The following is a 24507-nucleotide window of genomic DNA, read 5'->3' on the forward strand; positions in this document are numbered from 1 at the left end:
GAAGGGGGCTACGTTTCGTCTCGGTCGCTTCGCGTCCTCGCTCAACGGCCGGGGATGGATCCCGCTAGCGGTACTCCTCCGCCACGGACGCCAGGAAGCGCAGGACCGCGAGCACCCTGCGGTGGTCTTCCCCGTCGACGGCGAGTCCCAGGGCGGTGTAGATGTGCGAGGTGTGCTGCACGACCGCCTTCTCGGAGAGGAACAGCTCCGTCGCGATCCGCGCATTGCTGCGCCCCTCCGCCATGAGCGAGAGCACCTCGAGCTGGCGCGGGGTGAGCGATCCGACCGCCCCGCTCGCGCGGCTCGCGCGCGTGACCAGCACGGCGACGACCTCGGGATCCAGGGCCGTGCCGCCGGCGGCGACGCGGCGCAGGTCCGCGGTGAAGGTGGTGACGTCGGCGATGCGCTGCTTGAGCAGATAGCCGAAGCCGCCGCCGTTCTGATCGAGCAGCTCGGTCGCGTAACGGCGCTGCACGTACTGCGAGAGCACGACGACCGGGATCCCGGGATGCGTCTCACGGATCCGGAGAGCGGCGATCAGCCCCTCGTCGGTGTGGGTCGGAGGCATCCTGATGTCGGTGATGACCAGCTCCGGCTCGAGCAGATCCACCTGCTCGAGCAGCGCCGCGGCGTCGCCGACGGCCGCCACGACCTCGAAACCGTCCTGTGCGAGCAGATGCCGCAGGCCCTCGCGCAGCAGCACCTCGTCCTCGCCGATGATCACGCGCATGGCAGCTCCACCCTCACCTCGGTGCCGTGTCCTGGATCCGATCGCATCCGCAGGCTGCCGCCCAGGGCGTCGACGCGGTCGAGCAGGCCGTGCAGGCCCGCACCGCGGTCGACGCTCGCCCCGCCCACCCCGTTGTCACGGACGACGATGTGCAGCCGTCCCGCGTCGGCGTGCAGGGTGACGCGCACCCAGGACGCCTTCGAGTGCTTGACGGTGTTCGTCAGGGCCTCGGCGATGATGAAGTACGCGGTGTGGGCCGTGGTGGACGAGATCGCCGCATCCTCGACGTCGGTCTCGAGGGACGCCGGGATCGCCAGCCGATCGACGAGGTCCTCCGCGGCGGCCGTGAGCCCGCGTTCCGTGAGCGTGACCGGCAGCACATTGTGCACGAGGCGGCGGAGGTCGGCCGCGGCCTCGTCGATCCCGTGTCGCAGTCGCGCCGAGGCCTCGCTGGTGTCCGCGCTCGCGTCGGGGGCGTTGGCGATGGTCTGCGCGGCGAGGGCCAGCAGCACGAGCTGCACCTGGATGCCGTCGTGCAGGTCCTGCGCGATGCGCGAGCGCTCCCGGTCGGCGGTCTCGACGAGGCGGATCCGTGACTGCGTGAGCGCGTCGTTGCTCGCGAGCAGCTCTGCGGTGAGGCGCTCGCGGTCGATCGCGATCGCGAGGACGTCGCCCGCGCGTCGCACCGGCGCCGGATCCGCAGTCATCCGGGTGTCGTAGACGATCGCACCCACGAGCCGTGAGTCGACCCGGATCTCGCACCAGCCGCGGTCGGGTCCGCGCTGGGCGGGGTCGACCGGGCCGCCGCTCTCGTCGACGTACTCGTCGCGCTCCGGCGACCAGTAGACGACCCGCAGCGAGTCGTCGCCCAGCGTGCCGGCCAGCGCGCGGGCGACGGCAGGACCGCCGGCGCCGGTGATGCCGAGCCAGGCGCTCAGCGGCTCCAGTGCTCCGGTGCGGCGGAATCCGCCGAGCAGCACTCCGAGCAGGAACGCGACGGGCATGGCCGCGGAGACGATGAGCTGGATCACCCCGCCGAGCGACGGATCCCACCCGAGTGCGCCGACGATCGTGGGCGCGAAGGCGAGCAGCAGCACGGCGACGATGCCGTAGCCGAAAAGGGGCAGCAGCACGCGCCGGTGGCCGGGATCGGCGACGATGAGACGGCGGACCAGCACGATCGCGGTGAGCACCATGACGGTGATCCCGAGGGTCTTCTGCACCGCGGCGACCACCGGGATGGCGCCCTGCGCCGTCCCGGAGAGCACGACGAGGACGAGCTGGGACACGGGACAGGCCACCCAGCCCAGCACGACGGTGGTGATCGACAGCCGGCCGCGCAGGCGCCCGGACGGGAACGCGTGCAGCAGATGCATGGTCATCGCGAGCGGGCTCGTCGCGAAGATCGCGCTCAGCACTGAGAGCGCGTCGACTCCGAGGTTCACGAGCCCGGCGAGGAACAGGGCGATCCCGCCGACCACGAGCAGCAGGCCCGTGTTGTTGTGCGGGCGACGCCACCACGCGAGCAGGCCCGCGGCGACCCAGATCCAGAAGACGCCGGTGAACAGCGCGACCACCCAGAGCGTGTCGGGCGTGCGCAGCCCGATCCCGAGCTCGACCACGCCCAGCAGGAGCGCGAACGCCGCGATCATGACGAGTGCGGTGGGCAGCGGGCGCTCCGAGCCGCGGCGCGGACGCACGGCGGAAGACAGGTCGACGGTTCCCGGATCCGCCATCGCCTCTCCTCTTCGCCCCTCGCGACGCTTCGCTCTTCGCGATGTTTCGCTCTTCGCGATGCGCACACCCCATGATGTCGCGCCGCAGGGGCGGTGACCATGGGCTTGAGTCCCGTGCTGGGGCGGTGCGCCGGCTTCGACCGCGTGGTTGCGGTGTGGGCTCTGCCGTGTGGGCTCTGCCGTGTGGGCTCTGCCGTGTGGGGCTCCGGCAACGTCGAGGCCCCCTCGCAGGGTCGGCGCCCCCTCGCATGGCCGTTCGTCAGAGGGGGCGTGGATCCCCAGAGGGGGCGTCGACGGAACCCCCAGCCCCAACGCTCAGCTCACCTCGATGCCAAGCCCGCCCCGCAACCAGGCCAGCACGCGCTCAGGCGAAGCGGACGGTCTGCTGGATCCGGGTTCGCACGTCGAACAGCTCGGTGCCGCCGATCGTCCGGGATCCGGGCACACCGGACCGAAGCAGAGTGCGGAGGGCGCTGCGGCGCGCGACCACCACGGTCGTGCCGCGGATCGCGCCGAGGGGCGTGGTCGCCTGCGCCAGGTCGTCGTCGGGGAGCACCAGGATCGCCCCGCCGAAGCGCACCCGCGCCGAGCGTGCGACCGTGCGCACCTGCGTCACCAGCGCCGTGATCGGGGCGCGGGGCCCGGCCCCGGAGCTGATGACCTCACCGCCGCGGAAGCGCGCGATCTCGCCGAAGTCGGCCGACATCACGCCGTACAGCCCGGATGGTCCGAGCACGATGTGGTCGAGCGTGTCGGGGGGTGCCGGGACCGAAGCGCCCGCGCCGCCGGCACCGCCGAAGCCGGTCGGAGTGCCAGGCACCGCCACGTCGTGCCAGGCGGTGAAGCCCATGCCCAGATCGGCGACGGAGCGGGCGGTGTGCTCCTCGGCGAGGGCGTGCGCGAGGACTCGGCGCAGCTCGCGGGGAATCGTGCGCACGAACGCGGGGTCGTACGGATCCGGCACGTCCGACCCGGCCCACGCGTGCACCTGCGCGACGTAGTGACGCCGCCGGCTCGCGCCGGCCTCGCCGTAGGCCTTCGCACGCGGGCGGGTGTCGGTGCGTGCGGCCGGCGCTCGCCAGCCGTCCCACGCGACTTCGTCGTCGGAGAACCCGTGCCCGCGGTCGTAGACGGCGCGGAGCTCTGGTGTGCCGACGAGCTCCCAGGCGCGCTGCACCTGGATGAACACGGTCGCATCGCCGCCCGTATCGGGGTGCGTGCGGCGCAGCTGCAGCCGGTAGGCGCGACGAAGCTCCTCGTCGTCGATGGTCGCGACGACGCCGAGCACCTCGTACGCGGACGCGGAGAGCGGGCTGTCGAACATCGCCCTCCTCGGGTGGTCTGCGGCGGTGGAACAGCGCAGTACAGGCTATCCGGTCGATGTCGGAGGCCGCTCGTAGGCTCGGGATGACGACGAGAGGATCCCTCATGGCGATGATCGACCCCGCCACTCCGACCGGCTACACGACCGTTGCGCCCTGGGTCGTGACCGACGACACCGGCGCTCTGCTCGACTTCATCGCGGGTGCCTTCGAGGGCGAGGAGCTCGCCCGGGTGCAGACCGCGGACGGCTCGATCGGCCACGGTGAGATCCGTGTCGGTGACACCGTGGTGCTGGCCTTCGACCGGCGCCAGGACTGGCCGGTGATGCCGAGCCTGCTGCGCGTCTGGGTGGCCGACGCCGATGCCGCCTTCGCGCGGGCGCTGGACCGCGGCGCGACGATCGTGACCGAGCTCGGCGACAACGCCTTCGGGCAGCGCGGCGGGCGCGTGAAGGATCCGTTCGGCAACATCTGGTGGGTGACGGCCCAGGTCGAGGACGTGCCGGAGGAAGTCATGTGGCAACGCCTGCAGGAGCCGCGCTACGCCGAGAACATGCGGTACGCGCAGGAATCGCTCGACGCGGCGCTGACAGGGGCCGCATCGAACTGGAGCAGCGCGCCACTGCGTTCCGACGACGCCCGCTGAGCACGGCACCGCGTGGGCGGGCTGAGCGCGGCGCCCGCTGAACAGCACCGCGCGGGCGGGCTGGCTGAGCACGGCACCGCGCGCGACGGCCGCGGCACCGCGCGCAACGGCACGGCACCGCACGGGCGGAGCGCGTCCGAGCCAGGCCGGGCCGGCACGACCTCCGGTCAGGTCGTGCTGTTGAACGTCACCCACTCGTCCCAGGTGAGCGGGGTGCCGCGCTGGGCGGCGCGACCGGCGGCGATCTCACCGAGCCCGGCGAGATAGAGGTCGAGCTGGCGGAGATTGAGCTCCACGGCGCGCTCCCGTCCGACCGCCAGGTGCGGCCGGAGGTGGCTCAAGGTGATCATGATCTCTCCGGACGAGTAGTCCTCCGGCACCAGACCACGTGCCAGGTCGAGGGCGATGAGAGCCTCGAGGGCATCGCGCAGGCGGTCCGCCGCGGCGTCGATCTCCGCGGAGGTGGGCAGCAGCAGGCCGAAGGTCGTGGCGAGCGGGCTCGCCGCCTCCTCGAGGTGCCGGGTCATGAACCGCCCCACGGCGAAGGGCGGGCGCTCCCGCGCCACCTCGGTCGCGATCGTCGTCACGTCGTCCAGCGCCAGCAGGCGCAGAGCGTGAACAAGCTCGTCCTTCGAGCGATACCGACGGTAGATCGTGCCGACGCCCACCCCGGCGCGCTGCGCGATCGCCGAGGTCGGCGCGTCGAACCCTCGGGCGGCGAACACGTCGCGCGCGGCTTCCAGCACGGTGCGGTCGTTCGCACGCGCTTCGCGGGCACGGCCGCGGTCGGGGAGTCCGTCCATCCTCCTCAGGCTAGCGATCCTCGTGGCGATCGGATATCTTGATCGGAACGGAGCGCTCCGTTCCGATAGAAAGGAAGCCGATGACCGCCTCGATCCCCCTCGTCGATCTCGACGACCGTTCCCTCGCACGACGGGGCATCCTGCCCGCTCTGCTCTGCGCGGTGCTGGCGTACTCGCTCATGCAGACGCTGCTCGTCCCCGCCCTGCCGCAGCTCGCCGCGAGCCTCCGGCTGGATGCCGCGGGGAGCGGTTGGATCCTCACCTCGTATCTGCTCAGCGGCGCCGTCGCGGCACCGGTCCTCGGTGCCCTGGGTGATCGCCACGGTCATCGGCGGGTGCTGCTCGTCTCGCTCGCGACGTTCATCCTCGGCGGGATCCTGTGCGCCCTCGGCGGCGGTTTCGGCGTCTTCCTGATCGGGCGGGTGCTGCAGGGCGCTGCGACCGCGGCCTTCCCGCTCGCGCTCGCGATCGTGCGGCACCACCTTCCTGTCGAGCGCCAGCCCGCGGCGATCGGGTGGCTGAGCGGCGCTCTGGGCCTGGGGGCCGGGATCGCTCTCGTCATCGGCGGCGTGATCGCCGAAGTCTCCAGCTGGCAGTGGCTGTTCGCCGTCGGCGCGCTGCTCGGCGCCGTGGCCCTCGTCCTCGTCGCCGTGCTCGTTCCGCGGCGCTCGGCGCGCACGGCGAGTGGGTCCCGCATCGACGTCGCGGGCACCGCCCTGCTGAGCGGCGGCCTGCTCGCCCTGCTGCTCGCCGTCGCGCAGGGGGCCGCCTGGGGAGCCGTCGCCGCGGCCGCCCTGCTCGTGCTCGCGGCGGTGCTGCTCGCGACGCTCTGGGTCGTCGAGCGGCGGGTGCGCGAACCGCTCATCGATGTGCGCGTCCTGGCGCGCCCGGCGATGGTGCTGGTGAACCTGCTCACTCTGATGCTGGGCTTCATCCCGTACGCCTTCTACGTCGGGTTGCCGGCGCTGTTCCAGGCCCCGCCCGGGACGGGATTCGGGATGACGGTGGCTGCGACAGGACTGGCCATGCTGCCGGGTGCCGTGCTGGTCGTCATCGGCGGGCGGCTTGCCCCGGTGCTGCTCGGCCGGATGCCGGCGGCGGTCGTGGCGGTGATCGCCCTCGGCGCGATGGCGGGCGGCAGCATCGGCTCCGCGCTGATGGCCGGATCCCTGCCCGCGATCGTCGTGTTCTTCTCCCTGGTGGGACTCGGCAACGGTCTGGGGTTCGCGCTCGCCGCCGATCTCGTCTCGCGCATGGTCCCGCGCGACGAGATCGCGGCCGCGGTCGGCGTCAACGGCGTGCTGCGCACGATCGGCTCTGCGCTCGGTGCGCCGGTGACCATGCTCGTCATCGGGGGCGCGCGCGGAGCATCGTCGTTCACGCTGCTCTTCGCGATCGCCGCGGGCGTGTCGGTGATGGGCGCGATCGTCGGAGGAGCGATCCGGGCGCCCCGGCCGGGTACCATTCCCGGGTGAGATCCCCGATGAGCCCCGACCATCCGCTGCAGCAGGACTACGAGGTGCGCTTCGACTGGGCGCGCGAGGGCCTGCGCTCGATCGCGCAGGGGGCGGGGGTCATCGTGGTGATCGACGCGATCTCGTTCACGACGACCGTGGAGCGGGCCGTGACCGAGGGCCTCGAGGTGCAGCCGTTCCCCGGCACGCGGGTCGAGGCCGAGCGGATCTCCGCCGAGCACGGCTTCGGCGAGGCCCGTCTCGCGGGACCGCGCGGGGGACCGGGGGTGACCTTGTCGCCATCGAGCCTGACCGGCGAGAACGTCGCGGCCTTCGGTGCGACCAGGGCCGTGGTGCCGTCGTTCAACGGATCCCGGCTGTCCGCCGCCGCCGCGCGTTTCGGCGTGCCGGTCCTCGCCGCGTCGTTGCGGAACCGCTCCGCCGTCGCGCAGTGGATCCTCGACCACCAGCACGCCCTCGGGCACCGCGTGAAGGTCGCCGTGGTCGCGGGCGGCGAGGTGCGCGACGACGAGACCGTGCGGTTCTCCGTCGAGGACCTGCTCACCGCCGGCGCTGTCATCGACGCCCTCGGTGCCCTCGGCATCGACGCCTGCTCGCCCGAAGCCGCCGCGGCCTGCGCCGCCTACACGGGCCTTGCCCGGGCGACCCGCCACCTGTTCACGGCATCGTCGAGCGGCGTCGAACTGCGTGAAGAAGGGCAGGGTGCGGACGTCGAGCTGGCCGCCCATACCGACGTGTCCTCGACCGTGCCGGTGCTCGTGGACGGCGTGTACCGGGTGGCGGATCCGGGCATCCGCACCTGAACGAACCGGCGGGCCCGGCCCGTCAGGCGCCCAGCGCGTCCACCAGCCGCTCCTCGGCGGAGCCGAGGTGCTCGTGCAGGAGCCGAGAGGCGAGATCCCCGTCATGGTTGCGCACGGCGTCCAGGATCGCGCGGTGCTGGGCCGCGATGTCATGGGCGTCGAGCAGGCGTCGGCCCTGCACCTGGGCCATGCAGAGGCGCGTCTCGTCCAGCAGGGTGCGGTACATGCGGGAGGTGCGTTCGCTCTCGATCCCATCGATGAGCGCGGTGTGGAAGCGGATGTCCGGATCGACGGTCGCGGCATCCGGTCCCGGGGGCAACGCGCTGATCTCGTCGTTCGCGGCGACGGCCGCCGCGGGGATGCGCGCGTCGACCGCGAGCTCTCGCAGCGCCATGCTCTCCATGCGCGCGCGGGTGCGATAGACGTCGCGCACCATGCCCGCGTCGATCGCGGCCACACGGGCGCTGCGGTGCGCGGTCCGCACGAGCAGTCCGCTCGCGACGAGCTGCTCGATGGCCGCTTTGGCGCTCGGGCGGGCGATGCCGAACTCTGCGGACACCCAGGCCTCGGTGACCGGGGCGTCGCCGGCGAGCGTCCCGTTCAGGATCCGTGCGCGCAGCACCCGACTCGTCGCCTCGACGACGCCGACGACGTCCAGGGTGCTGTTGATCATGGCAACAGCGTAGAAGACGTGAACGCGATCGGTATGCTTGTCAGACAATCTTGATCGCGCTGTCGCGAGGAGTTCCGCATGTCCGCCACCCTGACCTCGCCACTGGACGAGGCCGCCCTCGGCCCCGGTGTCCGGGTCGCCTCGCGCACGATCGACCGTTTCGCCCGGGCGCACGACGCCTCGCACTACCTGCTCGTGCCGGACGCGGTGCTCGTCCCTCAGGACGCGGCGTCCGTCGCGCGAGTGTTCGACGCCGTGCGCGCGGCAGGGCGCACCCTGACCTTCCGCTCCGGCGGCACGAGCCTCAGCGGACAGGGCGTGACCGGCGACGTCATGGTCGACACGCGCTCGGCGTTCCGCGGCATCAGCGTGAGCGCCGACGGGAGTTCCGTCGCGGCTCAGCCCGGCGCGACCGTGCGTCAGGTGAATACACGACTGGCGCGGTTCGGGCGCAAGCTCGGTCCGGATCCGGCGAGCGAGATCGCCTGCACCATCGGCGGCGTGGTCGCGGACAACTCGAGCGGCATGGCCTGCGGCATCGTGGAGAACTCCTACCGCACGATCGAGTCGATGGTGCTGGTGCTGCCGAGCGGCACGATCCTCGATACCGCGGCACCCGATGCCCTCGCTCAGCTGCGGGACCGGGAGCCCGAGATCGCCCAGGGGCTGCAGCACTTGCGCGATCGCCTCCGCGGCGACCCCGCGCTGAGCGCCGAGGTCGCGCGACAGTTCTCGATGAAGAACACGATGGGGTACGGCCTCAACTCCCTTCTCGACTTCGATGATCCGGTGCGGATCCTGGAGCACCTCGTGATCGGATCCGAGGGGACGCTCGCGTTCGTCGCGGAGGCGCGATTCCGCACGATCCCGATCCAGCCCGCGATCTCGACCGGGCTGCTCGTCTTCGACACCCTCTCCGATGCGATGGCCGCGCTGCCAGATCTGACCGCGCTCGGGCTCGCCACGATCGAGCTCATGGATGCGGCCTCGCTGCGGGTCGCGCAGGGACTCAGCACGGTGCCGGAGGCGATCGCCGGGATCGACGTGCAGGGGCACGCGGCGCTGCTCGTCGAGGTGCACGCCGCGGATGCCGACGCGCTCGCCGAGGGCACGGCGGCGACGCTCGCGCACGTCGCCTCCCTACCGCTCACTGCACCGGCGCGGATGACCGAGGATCCTGCCGAGCGCGGCGAACTCTGGACCGTCCGCAAGGGGCTGTACACCGCGGTCGCGGGAGCCCGCCCGTCGGGCACGACGGCGCTGCTCGAGGACATCGCGGTGCCGGTCGAGCGCCTGCTCGGCGTGTGCGAGGGGCTCACTGCCCTGTTCGAGAAGCATCGCTACGAGGGCTGTGTGATCTTCGGGCATGCCAAGGACGGCAACGTGCACTTCCTCGTCAACGAGCGCTTCGACGATCCCGAGGCGCTGCGCCGCTACGAGGCCTTCACCGAGGACCTCGTCGAGCTCGTGCTCGCCCACGGAGGCACCCTCAAGGCCGAGCACGGCACGGGTCGCATCATGGCGCCGTTCGTGCGGCGGCAGTACGGCGACGTGCTGACCGACATGATGTGGGAGATCAAAGGTCACATCGACCCGGACGGGATCCTCAATCCCGGCGTCGTGCTGTCGGACGATCCGAGCTCGTACCTCGCCGACCTCAAGCTCGTGCCCAGGGTCGAGGGCGAGGTCGACCGCTGCGTCGAGTGCGGGTACTGCGAGCCGACCTGCCCCAGCAAGGACGTCACCCTCACCCCGCGGCAGCGCATCGTGCTGCGCCGCGACATGACGGCCGCCTTGCATCGCGGCGATGTCGAGGTGGCCGCCGAGATCGCGCGGGACTACGACTACGACGCCGTGCAGACCTGCGCCGTCGACGGCATGTGCGGGGTCGCGTGCCCCGTCGACATCAACACGGGAGATCTCGTGCGCCGACTGCGCGCCGAGGAGGCCGGCCGGCTCGAGCAGGGCGTGTGGAACGTCGCGGCGAAGGGCTGGGGCGTGATCACCCGTGGTGGCGGTCTGGCGCTGAACGTCGCCCAAGCGCTGCCGGCGCCCCTCGTGACCGGCGTGACCAAGGTCGCCCGCGCCGTGCTCGGCGCCGACACGGTGCCGCTGTACGACGCGCGCCTCCCCGGAGGAGGCACGCGCGCGCCGCAGGCCCAGAGCCCCGTCGATGCGCAGGCCGTGCTGTTCGGATCCTGCATCGGGACGATGTTCGGGCCCGAACCCCGGTCCCTGAGCGAGCGGAGCGAGACGAAGGGCGGCGAGGGCTCCCGGGAGGCCGTGCGGCTGCTGCTGGAGCGGGCCGGGATCTCGTACAGCGTGCCGCCGGACGCCGGCGGGCTCTGCTGCGGCACCCCGTGGAAGTCCAAGGGGCAGCTCGACGGTTACACCACGATGACCGAACGCGTCCTGCCCGCGCTGTGGCGGGCGAGCCACGAGGGCGCGCTGCCCGTGGTCTGCGACGCCGCGTCATGCACCGAGGGACTGCACGTCATGCTCGCGAAGGCCGTTGCGGAGCGCCCGGAGTACGCCGCACTGCGGATCGAGGATGCGACGACCTTCCTCGCGCGGGAGGTGCTGCCGAAGCTGACCGTGCGGGAGCGCATCGGGTCGGTCGCGGTGCACCCGACGTGCTCGACGACTCAGCTCGGCGCGAACGACGCCCTGCGTGCGCTCGCCGCGGCCGTCGCGGACGAGGTGTACGTGCCGGAGGGCTGGGGCTGCTGCGCGTTCGCGGGCGACCGCGGCATGCTGCACCCCGAGCTGACCGCGAGCGCCACCGCGGTCGAGGCGGCAGAGGTCGCCGCGGCCGCCGTCGACCACGGCGGCTTCGACGCCTACGTCTCGGCGAACCGCACCTGCGAGCTCGGCATGAGCCGCGCGACCGGTCAGCCATACCGGCACGTGGTCGAGGTGCTCGAGGAGCTGACCCGGCTCTGATCCGGGCCGGTCACGGTCGTGGTCCCGTGCCTCGCTTCCACAGGACTTCTGCAACTCCGCAGGATGATTCCGCGCGGATCATCCTGCGGAGTTGGATCCGTCCTTCAGGCGTTCGGCGCAGACGAGGCGGTCAGACCCCCAGCTGCGTGCCGCTGCAGTCGAGCCCACGATAGATGCGGGGGGCGCCGTCGAGCGTGAGGGCCACGGTTCCCGCGCCGGAGGCGAGGGCCGTCTCCTGTCCGATGCAGTCGATCCGGGTCACGCTCGTGCCCGTGGCCGGAACGACGAGCGTCGTCTTGGTCGGCCACGGATCCAGCCAGAGCTCCGGTGCGGGGAAGGTGCTCCCTGCAGGGTCGTGATCGGCGTTCAGGATGTAGCCGTCCGCGCGGTTCCACAGCACCGCGAACCCGCCGTCCGGCGCGTCGAAGAGCAGGCCCTTGTTGTGGTCGTCGGCGAAGTCGAGCCAGCGGACGAAGGTGGCGCGGTCGAGCAGCCGTGCCGCGTTCGCGTAGGCGAGCAGGGACGGCTTCGCGCTGGTGTCGCGGTTCATGAGGCCGTAGTGGTACTCGGCGTCCGCGGGGTTCGCGACCTGCGGATTGCCGAGGACGCTGTCGTGGAACTGGTACCAGCACACGCAGCGGACGCCTTCCGCCTTGGCGAGGGCGAGGCTCAGGAACACGTTCTCCGCGGCGTGCCGGTAGGTGTCGTACCACCACGCGTTGGGTTTGGTGCAGGCGTACGCCTCCGTCATCCAGATCTCCTTCGGCCCGTACTGCGCGACGAGCGCCTTGAGCCGGCGGAGGCCGCCGAGGAAGTTCCAGTACGTGCCGTTCGCGCCCGCGTCCACGGGATCCTGCGGAACGAAGTCGGGCGTGAAGTTGCCCCGGCCGGGGTGGAACGCGATCCCGTCGATGAGGTCCCAGCCGCCGGCCGCGTGGAAGTTCTGCACCCACGGCTCGTCCATGCCCGCGAGCCCGTTGTTCAGGAGCTTGAGCGACGCTCCGGTGGCGACCACGCGATCGTGGACCGGGCGCAGCGCCTTGTCGACGTACGCCTGCGCGGCGGTCCCCGTGTTGAAGGGGCGGTTCAGCTCGTTGCCGACCTCGAAGTACTCGGCACCGGCCGCCACTGCGGTCGCGGTGTTGGCGGATGCCCAGGCCGTGGCCTCCGCAGCCGTCGCGGTCAGTGATGGCTGCAGCTCGATGTTGTGCGTCATGCCGCGAGTGTCGAACGCGGACGGCGGCAGGCCGGGGCCGCCGTCGTACGCGATCCGGACCCGGTCGACCCCGATGCTCTGCCAGAGGTCGAGCACGGCGGTCGCGGAGGGGACCTGCAGCCAGGGGTAGTTGGCCATCCCGAACATGCTGTCCGCGGTCGCGGGATGGTCGCGCGGCGGGATCGCGGCGAGGTTGGTGCGGGCGAAGGCCTCTGTCCCGCCGGAGACCGCCGCGACCTCGGTGACGATGAAACCGGAACCCGGCGATGTCAGGGTGAAGCTGTGATCCAGCGTTCCCGAGGCGGGTACGACGACCGGCACCGTCTGGCTCGCGAGAACCGTCCCGTTGAAGTCGCGCGCCCACCACACCAGGTCGACAGCCCGGTCGGCCGTGGCGCCGTTCGCGACCTGCGCAGAGACCGTGAGCTGCTGTCCGGCGGAATCCCACAGCCCGAACGTCCGGTCCGTCCAGACCTCGATCCCGAGATCCTGCGCCGTGCCGATCGACGCGACCGCCGAGGGGCGCTTGTCGCTGAAGAAGAAGTCCGCCCGGCTCACGACGGTGCCGTCGGACTGGAGTGCGCCGGGCGCGTGCACCCACGTCGAGTTCGTCCAGGACTGGCGGGAGCGATCGAGGATGAGCAGGCCGTGCAGCGCGCCCCAGGCCGAGGTGTGCGCGACGCCCACCGCGTCCTCGAAGGGGATTCCTCCGCCCGTGTCCCTCTTCCATTCGGTGAGGGCGACATAGCCGTCCGGCTCGGTCGCCGAGAGGATCGCGCGGCTGAACAGGAACCCGTCGGGGATGAAGGCGCCGGATCCCGAGGCGTGCCATTCGAGTCGTACGTGCCGGGTGCTGATCGAGAAGAGACCGTAGACCGCGATCGTGCCCGCGGCGGTGGGCATCGTGTAGTCCATCCGGATCGCGGGGGTGCCGTCGGCCAGCGTCACGAGCGCGGGGGTGCCGCCCGTGGACACCTGGATGCCGGTGGCGGTGTCCTTGGTCTGGAACTTGGATCCCTGCATGCGGATCACGCCCGAGCCGTCCCTGATCGCGACGCGACCGCCGGGGCTGGCGACGATGCTCACGCCGTCCGCGCTGAGCGTCACGTCGCCCGCCGCAGCATTCGCCCGGATCGGACTCTGCGCCGCGACCAGCAGCGCTCCTGCCGCGAAGGTCGCGCCGAGGAATCCTCGGCGGGTGAACCCCGCGGTGCTTTCGTTCCCGTTCGTCATCGGATCTCCCTTGATCGTGATAATGCGCATTAGCGCCAGAACGGTCCTCAGTCTGATCCCCCGTTCGCGTCGATGTCAAGAAGGGTTGCGCTTCCTGAAGATACGCATTAGCGTCGTGGTCATGCCTTGGTGATAGGCATTATCAGACAGACGCGGAGGACCGGCATGTCGGGGAAGACGGGCAAGACGACCCAGAAGGAGATCGCGCGGATCGCCGGGGTCAGCCAGACGACGGTGTCCCTCGTGCTCAACGATCGGGACGGCACGAACGTCCGGATCCCGGAGGCGACAAGGGAGCGGGTGCGACGCGCGATCGAGCAGACGACGTATGTGGCCGATCCCGCCGCGCGGAGGCTCGCGGGACTCGACAACAAGATCCTCGGCGTCTTCACCTACGAATCCGCGCTCACCGCGGAGAGCATGGACTTCTACGGTCCGCTGCTCAACGGGATCGAGCGGGCCGCCGAGCAGCACGACTGCGACCTCCTCTTCTTCACGAGCTCGCCGGTCGAGAACGGGTCGCGTCGGCTCTTCCACCGGAACACTCGGCTGCGTCTCGCCGACGGCTGCATCCTGCTCGGCCAGCACATGGACGGCGAGGAGCTGGCCCGGCTGGTCAGCGAGGGCTTCCCCTTCGTCGCCGTCGGACGACGCGACGAGGCGGAAGGCGTGCCGTACGTCGGGATCGACTACCGCGCGCTCACCCGGGATCTGATCGCGAGGGCCGCCGAGCTGGGGCACACGACCGCTGTCTACGTGCACGGGGACAGGGACACCCCCTCGTCCCGCGACCGGCTCGCCGAGATCGAGGCGGCGGGGGAGTCCGGGCCCCTGTCCTTCCGTTCCCTGCCGGATGTCGGCGGTGACCTCGCGGCGACCGCGCGCACGATCGTCGAGAGCGGTGCCACGCTCGTGGTCGCCGAAGACGCCTTCGCCGCCGAGGATCTCGCACTCGCTCTCGAGCGTCTCGGCGTCTCTCTGCCCGGCGACATCTCGCTCGCGGCGCTCGGTGAGGTGCAGAGCCACACGATCGGCGGGCTGCGCCTGTCCGGATTCCACACCCCGCGCCAGCGGATCGCATTCGAGGCGTTGAGTCTGCTCCGCGAGCTGATCGCGGCCGCGCCCGAGTACGCGGGGACGATCGACCGGCAGCGGCTCCTCAACGGCTCCCTCGAGCTCGGCGAGACGCTCGGGGCGCGTCGGGCGGACGCATGAGGGTCCTCCGTGCGGACGTCGCCGTCATCGGAGGCGGGCTCGGGGGCATCGCCGCCGCCCTCGCCGCCCTCGGTCGCGGGAAGCGCGTGATCCTGTCGGAGGAGCATGCGTGGCTGGGCGGCCAGCTCACCTCCCAGGCGGTGCCGCCCGACGAGCACATCTGGGTCGAGCAATTCGGCGTCACCGCGCGCTACCGGGCCCTCCGCGAGGGGATCCGCGCGCACTACCGCTCCTTCTACCCGCTCACCGACGCCGCCCGCCGCGACCCCCGGCTCAATCCCGGACTCGGACGCGTGAGCCGGCTCTGCCACGAGCCCCGGGTGGCCGTCGCGGTGATCGCGCAGCAGCTGGCCCCTCACCTGTCCAGCGGTCGGCTCACGATCCTCCAGCCCTACCTGCCGACGTCGGCGGCGGTGGCCGAGCACCTCGTCTCGTCCGTGATCCTGCGCCACGCCGAGGACGGCACGGAGGTGCAGGTCGAGGCGCCGTTCATCCTCGACGCCACCGAGACCGGCGAGCTCCTCCCGCTCACCGGCACCGACTTCGTCCTCGGAGCCGAGTCACGCGCCGAGACGGGCGAGCCGAGCGCCCCGGAGGACGCGGATCCCGGCAACGTTCAATCGATCTCCTGGTGCTTCGTCTTCGACCACATCGAGGGCGCCGACTTCACGATCGAGCGACCGGCGGCCTACGACTACTGGCGCGAGTACGCCCCGGCATTCTGGGGCGACCGTCTGCTCTCGTTCACCGCGCCGCAACCGCGCACGCTCGAGCCCGAATCCCGCACCTTCCACGTGAACCCGCCCTACGGCACGAGTGCCGGGGAGGACCCGCGGCAGGATCCCGGTGACCTCGACCTGTGGGAGTTCCGCCGGATCATCGCCCGTCAGAACTTCCAGCCCGGCGCATACGAGAGCGACATCGTGGTGGCCAACTGGCCGATGCTGGACTACCTGGACGGGTCGATCATCGACGATCAGGATGCCGAGACCCATCGCGCGGCGGCCAAGGAACTGTCCCGCTCCTACCTGTACTGGCTGCAGACCGAGGCGCCGCGTCCGGACGGCGGCACTGGCTGGCCCGGGCTCCGCCCCAGGGGCGACCAGACCGGTACCACCGACGGATTCGCGCAGGCCCCGTACATCCGCGAGTCCCGGCGCATCAGGGCGATCACCACCGTGGTCGAGCAGGACATCTCGGTCTCCCACCGCGGGCACGCCGGGCCGGCGACGTTCGACGACTCCGTCGGGATCGGCATGTACCGGATCGATCTGCATCCCTCGACCGGCGGCGACAACTACATCGACGTCGAATGCGCGCCGTTCGAGATCCCGCTCGGAGCGCTCGTGCCGGTCGCGACGCGCAACCTTCTCCCCGCCGCGAAGAACATCGGCACGACCCACATCACCAACGGCGCCTACCGGCTCCATCCCGTCGAGTGGAACATCGGGGAGGCCGCGGGCGAGCTCGCGAGCTTCTGCATCGACGAATCCACGCTTCCGAGACACGTGCTCTCGGACCAGGAACTGCGACAGCGGTTCCAGAACCGGCTCGTCGAGTCGGGCATCGAACTCCATTGGCCGGAGATCCTCGGCTACTAGCGACCCCCTCCTATCAAGAAAGCCCCCCATGAACACAGCAAAGAAGCTGGTCGGCGCTGCTGCCCTGGCGACGGCCGCGATCGTCGCGATCACCGGATGCAGCGCCACCCCGAGCACCCCTGCACCCACCACCGCCGCCCCGGACAGCGTGGCTCTCCGGATGACGGTATGGACCTCGAACGAAGCGCAGCTCGCGTTGTTCGCCTCGATCGCCGACGACTACAAGGCCACGCATCCCGAGATCAGGTCGATCACCTTCGACAGCCTCCCGTTCGCCGACTACAACACGACCCTGACCACGCAGATCGCCGGCGGCAACGCTCCCGATCTCGCCTGGATGGGGGATCTGTCCAAGGATCTGATCGCCTCCGACGCCCTCCTCCCGCTCACCCCCGTGCTGAAGGAGACCAAGGGATGGGGGTATGACGACCTGCTCCCCAGCGCGACCGCGGAGTTCTCCAAGGACGGGCAGCTCTACGCGTACCCGTTCTCGAACTCGCCCTACGCGCTCTACGTCAACAAGGACCTCCTCGCCGCCGCGGGCCAGTCGCTGCCCTCCTCCGGGCTGACCTGGGACGAGGTGTCGAAGGCAGGGGCGGCCGTGAACGCGGCGACGGGGAAGGCGGGGTTCGTCATCCGCGACTTCGACTTCTCCGCGTGGAACACGCTCGCCACGGTCTGGACCGGCTGGAGGGCGAGCGCGTGGAACGCCGACGGCACGAAGTGCACCTTCGATGACAGCAAGATGGTCGACGCGTTCACCTTCCTGCACGACGCCGTCTTCAAGGACTCGGCCATGCCCGGGCCCGGGACCAAGGCCGACTTCTTCGCCGGTGACTCGGCCTTCACCGTCGCCCAGGTCTCCCGGGCCTCGCTCCTCACCGGGGACTTCGGATACGAGGTCCTCCCGCTGCCGGCCGGTCCCGCCGGCAGCTACTCGGTGATCGGACAGGCGGGCGTGGGCGTCCTGCGCACGAGTGCGCACCCGCAGGAGGCGAGCTCCTTCCTCGCCTATCTCACCGGGCCGGAGAACAGCGCCAAACTCTCGCAGTTCTTCCCGTCGGCGCGCACCTCGCTGCTGACCGGCGAGAAGCTCGCGGCGAACAACAAGAAGCTCACCGCTGAGCAGCTGCAGACCGTGGTCGTCGATCAGGTCGCCGGGGCGGTCACCCTGCCCAACCACACCAGCCCCGCCGAGATCGCGCAGAAGGGCAAGACCGCCCTGGATGCGATGTGGAAGCCGGACGCAGACGTGAAGAAGGTGCTGACGTCGGTCTGCTCCGCGATCACGCCGCTCCTCGCGGGCGGACGATGACCGCCGCAGGCACCGTCACCGGGGAGGCGCGCTCCGACGCCTCCCCGGCCTCGGCCGGACCGCGTCCCGTAGCTGCGCGCCGCAGGAGGTTCTGGACGATGCGACGCCGGGACGCGGCCGCCGGATACCTCTTCATCGCGCCGCAGGTGATCGGCGTCGTGCTCTTCGTGCTGATCCCGGTGGGCCTCGCGATCTTCTACAGCCTGAACAAGTGGAACATCTTCACCGGGCAGCTCAGCTTCGTGGGAGGGGCGAACTACGCCGCGCTCGCCGCGGATCCGCAGCTGCCGAGCGTGCTGGGCGCCACCGCGGTGTTCTCCCTCGGCGTGGTCGTGCTCAACATCGGACTCGGGCTCGGCCTGGCCGTGATGCTCAACCGCCGCTTCCGCGGGGTCACGTTCTTCCGCACCCTGTTCTTCTCCCCGGTGGTGATCTCCGTCGTCGCCTGGACCCTGGTCTGGGGGTTCCTCCTCCAGGACAACGGCGGGATCAACGCGCTGCTCGCGCAGATCGGCATCCACGGGCCGAACTGGCTGCAGGAGGGGCCGACGGCGATGGGCGCCGTCATCGTGACGCAGGTCATCCGCAGCGTCGGCGTGAACATGGTCCTGTTCCTGTCCGCGCTGCAGGGCGTGCCGGGCGAGCTGTACGAGGCCGCGCGCATCGATGGCGCCGGCAACCGCACGATCTTCACGCGCATCACCCTGCCCCTCATCTCCCCGACCCTGCTGCTCACGAGCATCATCACGATCGTCGGCGCGCTGCAGGCGTTCGCGCAGATCGCCGTGCTCACCGAGGGCGGGCCTGCGCTCTCCACGACGGTGCTCGTCTACTACGTCTTCCAGCAGGCGTTCACGTTCAACAACATCGGTTACGGCTCGACCCTCGCACTGATGCTGCTCACGTTCGTCATGCTGCTCACCGTGCTGCAGTGGCAGCTCCGAAGGAAATGGGTCTTCTATGAGCACTGAGACGCTCACCGACGCGCCCGCGAGGATCCGTGTGCAGACGTCGCCGATCGCGCGGACCCGGCCCTCCCGGGGCCGGATCCTCCGCCGGATCGTGCTCTACGTCGCGCTTGGCGTGATGGCGCTGCCGTTCGTGGTTCCGACGATCTGGATGGTCGCCTCCTCGTTCAAGCCGCTCAACCAGATCTTCGCCGCTCCGCCCTCGATCTTCACCGCATCGCCGACCTGGGATGCGTACGTGCAGGCCTTCGGCTTCCAGCCCTTCGCCCGCCAGTACGCCAACAGCGTCTACATCGCGGTGGTCGTGACGCTCATCGTGCTGCTGGTGTCGAGCCTCGCCGGCTACGCCTTCGCCCGGCTGCGATTCCCGGGGCAGAACGTGCTCTTCCTGATCGTGCTCGTGGGGCTGCTGGTGCCGGGCGAAGTGACGATCGTCCCGCTCTTCCAGATGTTCAAGAGCGTGGGACTGATCAACACCCACTGGCCGCTGATCCTCGTGACGGCCCTGGCCGCGCCCTGCGTGCTGGCGACCTTCATCATGCGGCAGTTCTTCATCGCCCTGCCCGTCGAGCTGGAGGAGGCCGCGCGGCTCGACGGACTCGGCCGCCTGGCGATCTGGTGGCGGATCTGCCTGCCGCTCGCGAAGCCGGCGCTCTCGGCCGTTGCGATCCTCACGTTCCTGGCATCCTGGAACCTCTATCTGGAGCCGACGGTGTACCTGACCTCGCCGGATCTGTTCACGCTGCCGCAGGCCCTGACGCGCTACACCGACGCATACGGCGGCGAGATGTGGAACACGCAGCTGGCCGCCGCGACCATGACCGTGGTGCCCGTGCTCGTGGTGTTCCTGATCGCGCAGCGGCAGTTCGTCGAGGGGCTGGCTCACTCGGGGCTGAAGGGCTGAAGGGCTGAAGGGCTGAGACCGGGCCGGGCCGGCCTCGTGGTCCCGTGCCTCGCTTCCACAGGACTTCTGCAACTCCGCAGGATGATTCCGTGCGGATCATCCTGCGGAGTTGGATCCGTCCTTCAGGACTCGACCGGCGCGATCTCGAAGTACAGGTCCGCGTGCAGGGCGCAGCGCGGATTGAATGAGGCGGCGCACCGCGGGCAGGCGGTCACGCCGAGGTACTCGCGGATCTCGAGCTCGTGGCCGCAGACGCCGCACAGCACGGCCTTCGCGTCCTGTTCGGCCGACGGCCACGGGCGGGACGGGTGGCCGGCGGTCTCCTCATGGCAGAGGTGGCATGGGTAGTACTCGCCGCAGCACGCGAAGCGGATCGCGACGACGTCGAGCTCGGTGCGGTAGTGCACGCAGCGGGTCTGCGCGTCGACGGGACGCCCCTTGATCTCGACGTCCTCGGCACCCATGCCACGATCCTAGGCGCGGTGTGCGATCAGCCCCGGTGCACGTCCACGGGCACGATCATCGGCGTGCCGGCGACCGGATCCGGGATCACGACGGCCTCGAGGTCGAACACCTCGCGGAGCAGCTCGACCGTGACGACGTCGCCGGGAGCGCCCTCGGCGACGATGCGGCCTTCGCGCATCGCGACGAGATGGTCGGCGTAGCGCGTCGCGAGATTGAGCTCGTGCATGACGACGACGACCTGGGTGCCCCGCTCGCGCGAGAGCCGCACGAGCAGCTGGAGCAGCTCGACCTGGTGCGCGAGATCGAGGTACGTGGTCGGCTCATCGAGCAGCAGGATGTCGGGCTCCTGCGCGAGAGCCATCGCGACCCACGCGCGCTGCCGCTGCCCGCCTGAGAGCTCGTCGATCGAGCGCTCGGCGAACTCCGCCATACCCGTCACCTGCAGCGCGTCGGCCACCACCTCGTCATCGCGGTGGTCGCGTCCGCCCAGCCAGCCGCGGTGCGGGGTGCGGCCGCGGTCGACGAGGTCGGCGACGCTGATCCCGTCGGGGGCGACCGGCGCCTGCGGCAGTAGGCCCACGATGCGGGCGACCTCCTTGGTGGGCAGGTGCGCGATCGCGGTTCCGTCGAGCAGCACGGATCCGCGGCGCGGCTTCAGCAACCGGGCCAGCGTGCGCAGCAGCGTCGACTTGCCGCAGCCGTTTCCACCGACGATCATCGTGATCCCGGATCCGGGCAGGGCCAGATCCAGCCCGTCGATGACGGGATCGCCGTCGTAGCCGACGGTCAGGTCGGTCGCTTCCAGGGTGTGCGAGCTCATGCGCGCGTGCGTCCTCTCATCAGGAGCCACAGCAGGAACGGCGCGCCGATGGCGCCGGTGATCACGCCGACCGGCAGCGCGATCGGGAACAGGTGCTGCCCGACCGCATCGCCGGCGAGCACGATGATCGCGCCGAGGAGCGTCGAGACCAGGGGCAGTGCCGCGTCGCGCCGGACCAGCTGGATGGCGATGGGGCCGGCGAGGAACGCGACGAACGAGATCGGCCCGGTCAGCGAGGTCGCCACCGCGATGAGCAGCACCGCGCACAGGATCAGCAGGATCCGGGAGCGCTGCGGGCGTGCACCGAGTGCCGTCGCGGAGTCGTCGCCGAGGCGCAGCACCGGCAGCGTGCGTGCCGCCAGCAGCGCGATCACGAGCAGCGCGAGGAGCGCGGGGGCGGTCGGCGCGAGCTGGTCCCAGAGGCTGCGGCTGAGGGATCCGGCCATCCACACGGTCGCCTGCTCCGCGGCCTTGACGTCGGAGCGGGTGAGGACGTAGCTGATCACGGCCTGCAGTGCCGCGGCGACGCCGATGCCGACGAGCACGAAGCGCAGGCCGGAGAGCCCCCGTCGGTACGCGAGCATCCAGATCAGGAGAGCGGTCACGAGACCCCCGCCGATGGCGGCCCCCGAGACCACGAGTCCGGAGGCGCCGAAGAACGAGATGGCCGTGATCGCAGCCGCGCTGGATCCCGTGCTGATGCCGATCACGTCGGGGCTCGCGAGCACGTTGCGCAGCAGCGTCTGGAACAGCATGCCGCCGAGGCCGAATGCGGCCCCCGCCAACAGCGCTCCGACCGCACGGGGCAGGCGCAGCTCGACCACGGCGAAGCTCACACCTGGCACGGTCTGGCCGGCGAGCGCGCGCAGCACGTCAGGGAGGGCGAGGGTCTTCGCGCCGAACACGAGCGCGGCGCAGAACAGCGCCAGGGTGATGACGGCGAGCCCCGCGATGAGCACCGTGTCGCGGACCGCACGGCGGCGGCGGGCGGCGCGGAGCCGGTCCGCGGGCGCGGAGGCGGCGGGACGCGCGGTGTCGAGAACGGTCACAGCCCGACCGCCTTCCGCCGGCGCAGCAGCGCGATGAAGACGGGGGCTCCGATGACGCCCGTGACGATGCCCACCTCGAGCACGCCAGGGCGGGCCAGGATCCGGCCGATCACGTCGCAGACGAGCAGGAACGTCGCTCCGGCCACCGCGGACAGCGCGACGATCCAGCGGTAGTCCGCGCCGACCAGGAAGCGCACCGCGTGCGGCACCGCGAGCCCGACGAAGCCGATGGGACCTGCGAGCGCCGTCGCGGTGCCGCACAGCAGCACCACCGCGAGCACCGCGGTGAGGCGGGAGGCCCCGACGCGGACGCCCAGTCCACGGGCGACATCGTCCCCGAGCGCGAGCGCATTCAGCCGGCCGGAGCAGGCGACCGCGAGCACGGCGCCGAGGGCGAGGAGGCCGCCCAGCTGTGCCAGCGAGGAGAACGATGCGGCGGTCAGGGATCCGACCTGCCAGAAGCGGAAGCTCTCCAGCGTCGACTGGTCGACGATGAGGATCCCCGTGATCACGGCCGTCGCGATCGCCGCGACGGCCGCACCCGCGAGGGCGAGCGTCACCGGGGTCGCACCTCCGGGGCTCGCCGCGGCCGCGCCGTAGCCGACCACGACCGCCACGGCGGCTCCGGCCAGGGCGCACCACACGATCACGAGCGGCGCCTGCCACCCGAACAGGGTCATGCCCAGCACCACGAACAGTGACGCGCCGGCGTTCACGCCGAGCAGGCCGGGATCGGCGAGGGGGTTGCGGGCCATGCCCTGCATGACGGCGCCGCCCATGCCGAGTGCTGCGCCGACGAGGAGCCCGGTGATCGTCGTGGGCACGCGCGAGAGCACCGCCGCCTGATCCGTGGATCCGTCGGGTCGCAGGAACGCGTCCCACACGGCGTCGAGCGGCACGATCCGCGCGCCGAGGGCGAGGGAGAGCGCGGCGGCGGCGATCATCGCGCCCAGGCACACGACGATCGCCCACCCCGGGCTCAGGCGCACGCGACGGCGTGCACCGGAACCCGACGTGGGCGTCGTCGGCGCGGGGGCGAGACTCATCAGGCCTTGGCTGCGGCCTCGCCGAGCATCTTCGCGTAGGTCGGCAGCGCCCACGGGATCGACAGCACGGTGGGCGCGGAGACGGCCATGAGCAGCTCCTCGTCGTTCATGAGCACGACGGAGCCCTTCTTCACGGCGGGGATCCGGCTGAGCAGCGGGTCGTTCTGCAGGGTCGACAGGTCGCCGCCCTGTACGTAGACGACCGCCACGTCGGCATCGAGCTTGTCCGCCTGCTCGGCCGAGATCGTGCCGACGAAGCCCTTCTCGTTCTTGGCGAGGTCGGTGAGGGACTTCGGGGTGGCGAAGCCGAGGTCGTTCAGGTACTTCACGCGGGTGTCGTTCGGCGTGTAGTACTGCACCTTGCCGGGATCCTTCGCGTCCACCCAGATGACCATTCCGGTCTTGCCGGTGGCGGCCGGGTACTTCGCCATCTCGGTCGCCATCGCCTTCTCGGTGTCGGCGATCAGCGTCTTCGCCTCGGCGGACTTGCCCAGCGCCGTGCCGACCATCGTGGTCGAGTCGCGCCACGACGTGCCCCACGGGGCGCCGGGGTAGGCGACGGTGGGCGCGATCTTGGTGAGCGTGTCGTACTCCTGCTTCGTGAGGCCGGAGTTCGCGCCCAGGATCAGATCCGGCGAGGTGTCGGCGATCTTCTCGTAGGGGATGCCGTCGGTCTCGTCGTGCACGGGCGGCAGCTTCGCCTTGTCGGCGACGATCGCATCCTTGGTCCACTCCAGGTAGCCGTCGCCGTCCGGGTCGCCGAAGGTCGCCGTCGGGATCGTCACGGGGATGGTGCCCAGGGCGATCGCCGCGTCGAAGCTGCCCCAGCCGATCGTCGCCACGTTCTTGGGCGCGGACTCGATGACGGTCTTGCCGTAGACGTGCTCGACGGTTGCCGGGAAGGCGCCGTCGGCGGATCCGGTCCCGGTGGCGCTGGGCGCGGACCCGGTCGAGCACGCGGTCAGGGCGAGGGCGCCGGCGGTCAGGAGGCTCAGGACGGCCGCGCCGCGGCGCAGGCGGAGGGAGGGCATGGATCTCCTCGGAGAAAAGGAACGGGTAGGTAGGTAAGCCTAACCTATGCACCTTCGGCCGCAGGAAGAGACGGCTCCAGTCCCCGCGACGCGGTGCGGGTCAGAGCCCGTTCAACATCCCCAGGCACGGTCCGATCACGACGAGCCACGCCGCCGCCGAGATGATGAGCACGCCCACGCCGATGCCCCTGGTCTTCGGCCAGATGAGCAGCACCGCGCCGAGCACCACCGGCAACACGAATGCGCCGATCGAGAACGCCGTGCCGAGATTGGCCAGGCCGAAGAACAGCAACAGGGCGAGGAGCATGGATCCGCAGCCCACCGCGGTTCCGACGCCGATCCCGGCGCCGAAGCTCAACCCGGATCGGGGCGCGGCGCCGGGCTGACCGACGTACGCGGCATAGCCCCCCGGGGCACCCGGCGCTGCGGGGTAGGGCCCCGTAGCCGGGCCGCCCGGGGGAGGGGCGGTGGGTGCCACCGGACCCGGCGGAGGGACAGGTGCGGGGGTCAGAG

21 protein-coding genes are annotated in these 24507 nt (G+C 71.0%); 9 read left to right on the forward strand and 12 right to left on the reverse strand.

Features of this window, described 5'->3' with window-relative positions:
* Positions 1–64: 64 nt before the first annotated feature.
* The 3 genes from CQ044_RS08425 to CQ044_RS08435 all read right to left on the reverse strand — a co-directional run bounded on the left by CQ044_RS08425 (position 65) and on the right by CQ044_RS08435 (position 3790).
* Positions 65–730 carry a response regulator transcription factor gene (locus CQ044_RS08425; RefSeq protein ID WP_105688061.1) on the reverse strand — a complete coding sequence of 222 codons (666 nt, stop codon included), beginning with the start codon at positions 728–730 and terminating at the stop codon, positions 65–67.
* On the reverse strand, positions 721–2466 hold the full coding sequence (locus CQ044_RS08430; RefSeq protein ID WP_105688062.1) for a sensor histidine kinase: 1746 nt from the start codon (positions 2464–2466) through the stop codon (positions 721–723). The genes CQ044_RS08425 and CQ044_RS08430 overlap by 10 nt, the downstream gene beginning before the upstream one ends.
* Positions 2467–2830: 364 nt before the next feature.
* On the reverse strand, positions 2831–3790 hold the full coding sequence (locus tag CQ044_RS08435; RefSeq protein ID WP_105688063.1) for a J domain-containing protein: 960 nt from the start codon (positions 3788–3790) through the stop codon (positions 2831–2833).
* A gap of 104 nt (positions 3791–3894) precedes the next feature.
* On the opposite strand from CQ044_RS08435, the gene CQ044_RS19415 reads away from it, so the two are divergent.
* Positions 3895–4434, forward strand: coding sequence for a VOC family protein (locus CQ044_RS19415; protein WP_146116767.1), 540 nt, complete (start codon positions 3895–3897; stop codon positions 4432–4434).
* Between the two features lie 167 nt (positions 4435–4601).
* Here CQ044_RS19415 and CQ044_RS08445 read toward each other — a convergent pair whose 3' ends face one another.
* A complete protein-coding gene (locus CQ044_RS08445) occupies positions 4602–5237 on the reverse strand; it encodes a TetR/AcrR family transcriptional regulator (RefSeq protein ID WP_105688064.1) in 636 nt (211 codons plus the stop codon).
* An 80-nt stretch (positions 5238–5317) separates the two neighbouring features.
* Here CQ044_RS08445 and CQ044_RS08450 point away from each other — a divergent pair, with 80 nt between their 5' ends.
* Together CQ044_RS08450 and CQ044_RS08455 are read left to right on the forward strand one after the other, a co-directional pair.
* Complete coding sequence (locus CQ044_RS08450; RefSeq protein WP_105688065.1) at positions 5318–6712, forward strand: MFS transporter; 1395 nt, start codon at positions 5318–5320, stop codon at positions 6710–6712.
* Positions 6709–7515: a 2-phosphosulfolactate phosphatase gene (locus tag CQ044_RS08455; protein ID WP_105688066.1), complete on the forward strand. Its 807-nt coding sequence runs from the start codon at positions 6709–6711 to the stop codon at positions 7513–7515. Before CQ044_RS08450 ends, CQ044_RS08455 begins: the two co-directional genes overlap by 4 nt.
* Before the next feature lie 22 nt (positions 7516–7537).
* Here the strand turns inward: CQ044_RS08455 and CQ044_RS08460 are convergent, their stop codons facing one another.
* Positions 7538–8188 carry a GntR family transcriptional regulator gene (locus CQ044_RS08460; protein WP_181158235.1) on the reverse strand — a complete coding sequence of 217 codons (651 nt, stop codon included), beginning with the start codon at positions 8186–8188 and terminating at the stop codon, positions 7538–7540.
* Between the two features lie 78 nt (positions 8189–8266).
* Between CQ044_RS08460 and CQ044_RS08465 the strand changes: the two genes are divergently transcribed.
* The gene (locus CQ044_RS08465; RefSeq protein WP_105688067.1) at positions 8267–11131 is read left to right on the forward strand and encodes an FAD-binding and (Fe-S)-binding domain-containing protein; all 2865 of its coding nucleotides are present in this window, start codon (positions 8267–8269) and stop codon (positions 11129–11131) included.
* A 130-nt stretch (positions 11132–11261) separates the two neighbouring features.
* Here the strand turns inward: CQ044_RS08465 and CQ044_RS08470 are convergent, their stop codons facing one another.
* Entirely contained in the window at positions 11262–13580 is a 2319-nt protein-coding gene (locus tag CQ044_RS08470; protein WP_105688164.1) for a hypothetical protein, read from the reverse strand.
* Positions 13581–13745: 165 nt separating this feature from the next.
* Between CQ044_RS08470 and CQ044_RS08475 the strand changes: the two genes are divergently transcribed.
* The 5 genes from CQ044_RS08475 (at position 13746) to CQ044_RS08495 (ending at position 19583) form a co-directional block, all read left to right on the forward strand.
* Entirely contained in the window at positions 13746–14795 is a 1050-nt protein-coding gene (locus CQ044_RS08475; RefSeq protein ID WP_105688068.1) for a LacI family DNA-binding transcriptional regulator, read from the forward strand.
* Positions 14792–16396 carry an FAD-dependent oxidoreductase gene (locus CQ044_RS08480; RefSeq protein ID WP_105688069.1) on the forward strand — a complete coding sequence of 535 codons (1605 nt, stop codon included), beginning with the start codon at positions 14792–14794 and terminating at the stop codon, positions 16394–16396. The genes CQ044_RS08475 and CQ044_RS08480 overlap by 4 nt, the downstream gene beginning before the upstream one ends.
* 28 nt (positions 16397–16424) lie before the next feature.
* Positions 16425–17711, forward strand: coding sequence for an ABC transporter substrate-binding protein (locus tag CQ044_RS08485; RefSeq protein WP_105688070.1), 1287 nt, complete (start codon positions 16425–16427; stop codon positions 17709–17711).
* Between the two features lie 98 nt (positions 17712–17809).
* Positions 17810–18682 carry a carbohydrate ABC transporter permease gene (locus CQ044_RS08490; protein ID WP_219844942.1) on the forward strand — a complete coding sequence of 291 codons (873 nt, stop codon included), beginning with the start codon at positions 17810–17812 and terminating at the stop codon, positions 18680–18682.
* Positions 18672–19583, forward strand: coding sequence for a carbohydrate ABC transporter permease (locus CQ044_RS08495; protein ID WP_082076524.1), 912 nt, complete (start codon positions 18672–18674; stop codon positions 19581–19583). The genes CQ044_RS08490 and CQ044_RS08495 overlap by 11 nt, the downstream gene beginning before the upstream one ends.
* A gap of 122 nt (positions 19584–19705) precedes the next feature.
* On the opposite strand, the gene CQ044_RS08500 is transcribed toward CQ044_RS08495, so the two are convergent.
* From CQ044_RS08500 to CQ044_RS08525, 6 genes are all read right to left on the reverse strand, one after another.
* Positions 19706–20047: a CHY zinc finger protein gene (locus tag CQ044_RS08500; RefSeq protein ID WP_105688072.1), complete on the reverse strand. Its 342-nt coding sequence runs from the start codon at positions 20045–20047 to the stop codon at positions 19706–19708.
* Between the two features lie 26 nt (positions 20048–20073).
* Complete coding sequence (locus tag CQ044_RS08505; RefSeq protein WP_105688073.1) at positions 20074–20868, reverse strand: ABC transporter ATP-binding protein; 795 nt, start codon at positions 20866–20868, stop codon at positions 20074–20076.
* Positions 20865–21917 (reverse strand): iron chelate uptake ABC transporter family permease subunit, encoded by a 1053-nt coding sequence (locus CQ044_RS08510; RefSeq protein ID WP_105688074.1) that lies wholly within the window; start codon positions 21915–21917, stop codon positions 20865–20867. The genes CQ044_RS08505 and CQ044_RS08510 overlap by 4 nt, the downstream gene beginning before the upstream one ends.
* Positions 21914–22963, reverse strand: a complete 1050-nt coding sequence (locus tag CQ044_RS08515; RefSeq protein ID WP_105688075.1) for an iron ABC transporter permease — start codon at positions 22961–22963, stop codon at positions 21914–21916. Before CQ044_RS08515 ends, CQ044_RS08510 begins: the two co-directional genes overlap by 4 nt.
* Entirely contained in the window at positions 22963–23994 is a 1032-nt protein-coding gene (locus CQ044_RS08520) for an iron-siderophore ABC transporter substrate-binding protein (protein ID WP_105688076.1), read from the reverse strand. The genes CQ044_RS08515 and CQ044_RS08520 overlap by 1 nt, the downstream gene beginning before the upstream one ends.
* A 100-nt stretch (positions 23995–24094) precedes the next feature.
* Complete coding sequence (locus CQ044_RS08525) at positions 24095–24352, reverse strand: hypothetical protein (protein ID WP_045270715.1); 258 nt, start codon at positions 24350–24352, stop codon at positions 24095–24097.
* Positions 24353–24507: the final 155 nt, after the last annotated feature.

The sequence above is a fragment of the Microbacterium sp. MYb64 genome (assembly GCF_002979495.1).
GTDB lineage: Bacteria > Actinomycetota > Actinomycetes > Actinomycetales > Microbacteriaceae > Microbacterium > Microbacterium azadirachtae_A.

Excerpts from the sequence above, each read along its gene's own strand:
- CQ044_RS08480 (WP_105688069.1), top strand. The coding sequence starts at position 14,792 with ATGAGGGTCCTCCGTGCGGACGTCGCCGTCATCGGAGGCGGGCTCGGG.
- CQ044_RS08470 (WP_105688164.1), bottom strand. The coding sequence starts at position 13,580 with ATGACGAACGGGAACGAAAGCACCGCGGGGTTCACCCGCCGAGGATTC.
- CQ044_RS08475 (WP_105688068.1), top strand. The coding sequence starts at position 13,746 with ATGTCGGGGAAGACGGGCAAGACGACCCAGAAGGAGATCGCGCGGATC.
- CQ044_RS08450 (WP_105688065.1), top strand. The coding sequence starts at position 5,318 with ATGACCGCCTCGATCCCCCTCGTCGATCTCGACGACCGTTCCCTCGCA.
- CQ044_RS19415 (WP_146116767.1), top strand. The coding sequence starts at position 3,895 with ATGGCGATGATCGACCCCGCCACTCCGACCGGCTACACGACCGTTGCG.
- CQ044_RS08425 (WP_105688061.1), bottom strand. The coding sequence starts at position 730 with ATGCGCGTGATCATCGGCGAGGACGAGGTGCTGCTGCGCGAGGGCCTG.
- CQ044_RS08485 (WP_105688070.1), top strand. The coding sequence starts at position 16,425 with ATGAACACAGCAAAGAAGCTGGTCGGCGCTGCTGCCCTGGCGACGGCC.
- CQ044_RS08465 (WP_105688067.1), top strand. The coding sequence starts at position 8,267 with ATGTCCGCCACCCTGACCTCGCCACTGGACGAGGCCGCCCTCGGCCCC.
- CQ044_RS08505 (WP_105688073.1), bottom strand. The coding sequence starts at position 20,868 with ATGAGCTCGCACACCCTGGAAGCGACCGACCTGACCGTCGGCTACGAC.
- CQ044_RS08435 (WP_105688063.1), bottom strand. The coding sequence starts at position 3,790 with ATGTTCGACAGCCCGCTCTCCGCGTCCGCGTACGAGGTGCTCGGCGTC.
- CQ044_RS08495 (WP_082076524.1), top strand. The coding sequence starts at position 18,672 with ATGAGCACTGAGACGCTCACCGACGCGCCCGCGAGGATCCGTGTGCAG.
- CQ044_RS08430 (WP_105688062.1), bottom strand. The coding sequence starts at position 2,466 with ATGGCGGATCCGGGAACCGTCGACCTGTCTTCCGCCGTGCGTCCGCGC.
- CQ044_RS08490 (WP_219844942.1), top strand. The coding sequence starts at position 17,810 with ATGCGACGCCGGGACGCGGCCGCCGGATACCTCTTCATCGCGCCGCAG.
- CQ044_RS08460 (WP_181158235.1), bottom strand. The coding sequence starts at position 8,188 with ATGATCAACAGCACCCTGGACGTCGTCGGCGTCGTCGAGGCGACGAGT.
- CQ044_RS08515 (WP_105688075.1), bottom strand. The coding sequence starts at position 22,963 with ATGAGTCTCGCCCCCGCGCCGACGACGCCCACGTCGGGTTCCGGTGCA.
- CQ044_RS08445 (WP_105688064.1), bottom strand. The coding sequence starts at position 5,237 with ATGGACGGACTCCCCGACCGCGGCCGTGCCCGCGAAGCGCGTGCGAAC.
- CQ044_RS08520 (WP_105688076.1), bottom strand. The coding sequence starts at position 23,994 with ATGCCCTCCCTCCGCCTGCGCCGCGGCGCGGCCGTCCTGAGCCTCCTG.
- CQ044_RS08500 (WP_105688072.1), bottom strand. The coding sequence starts at position 20,047 with ATGGGTGCCGAGGACGTCGAGATCAAGGGGCGTCCCGTCGACGCGCAG.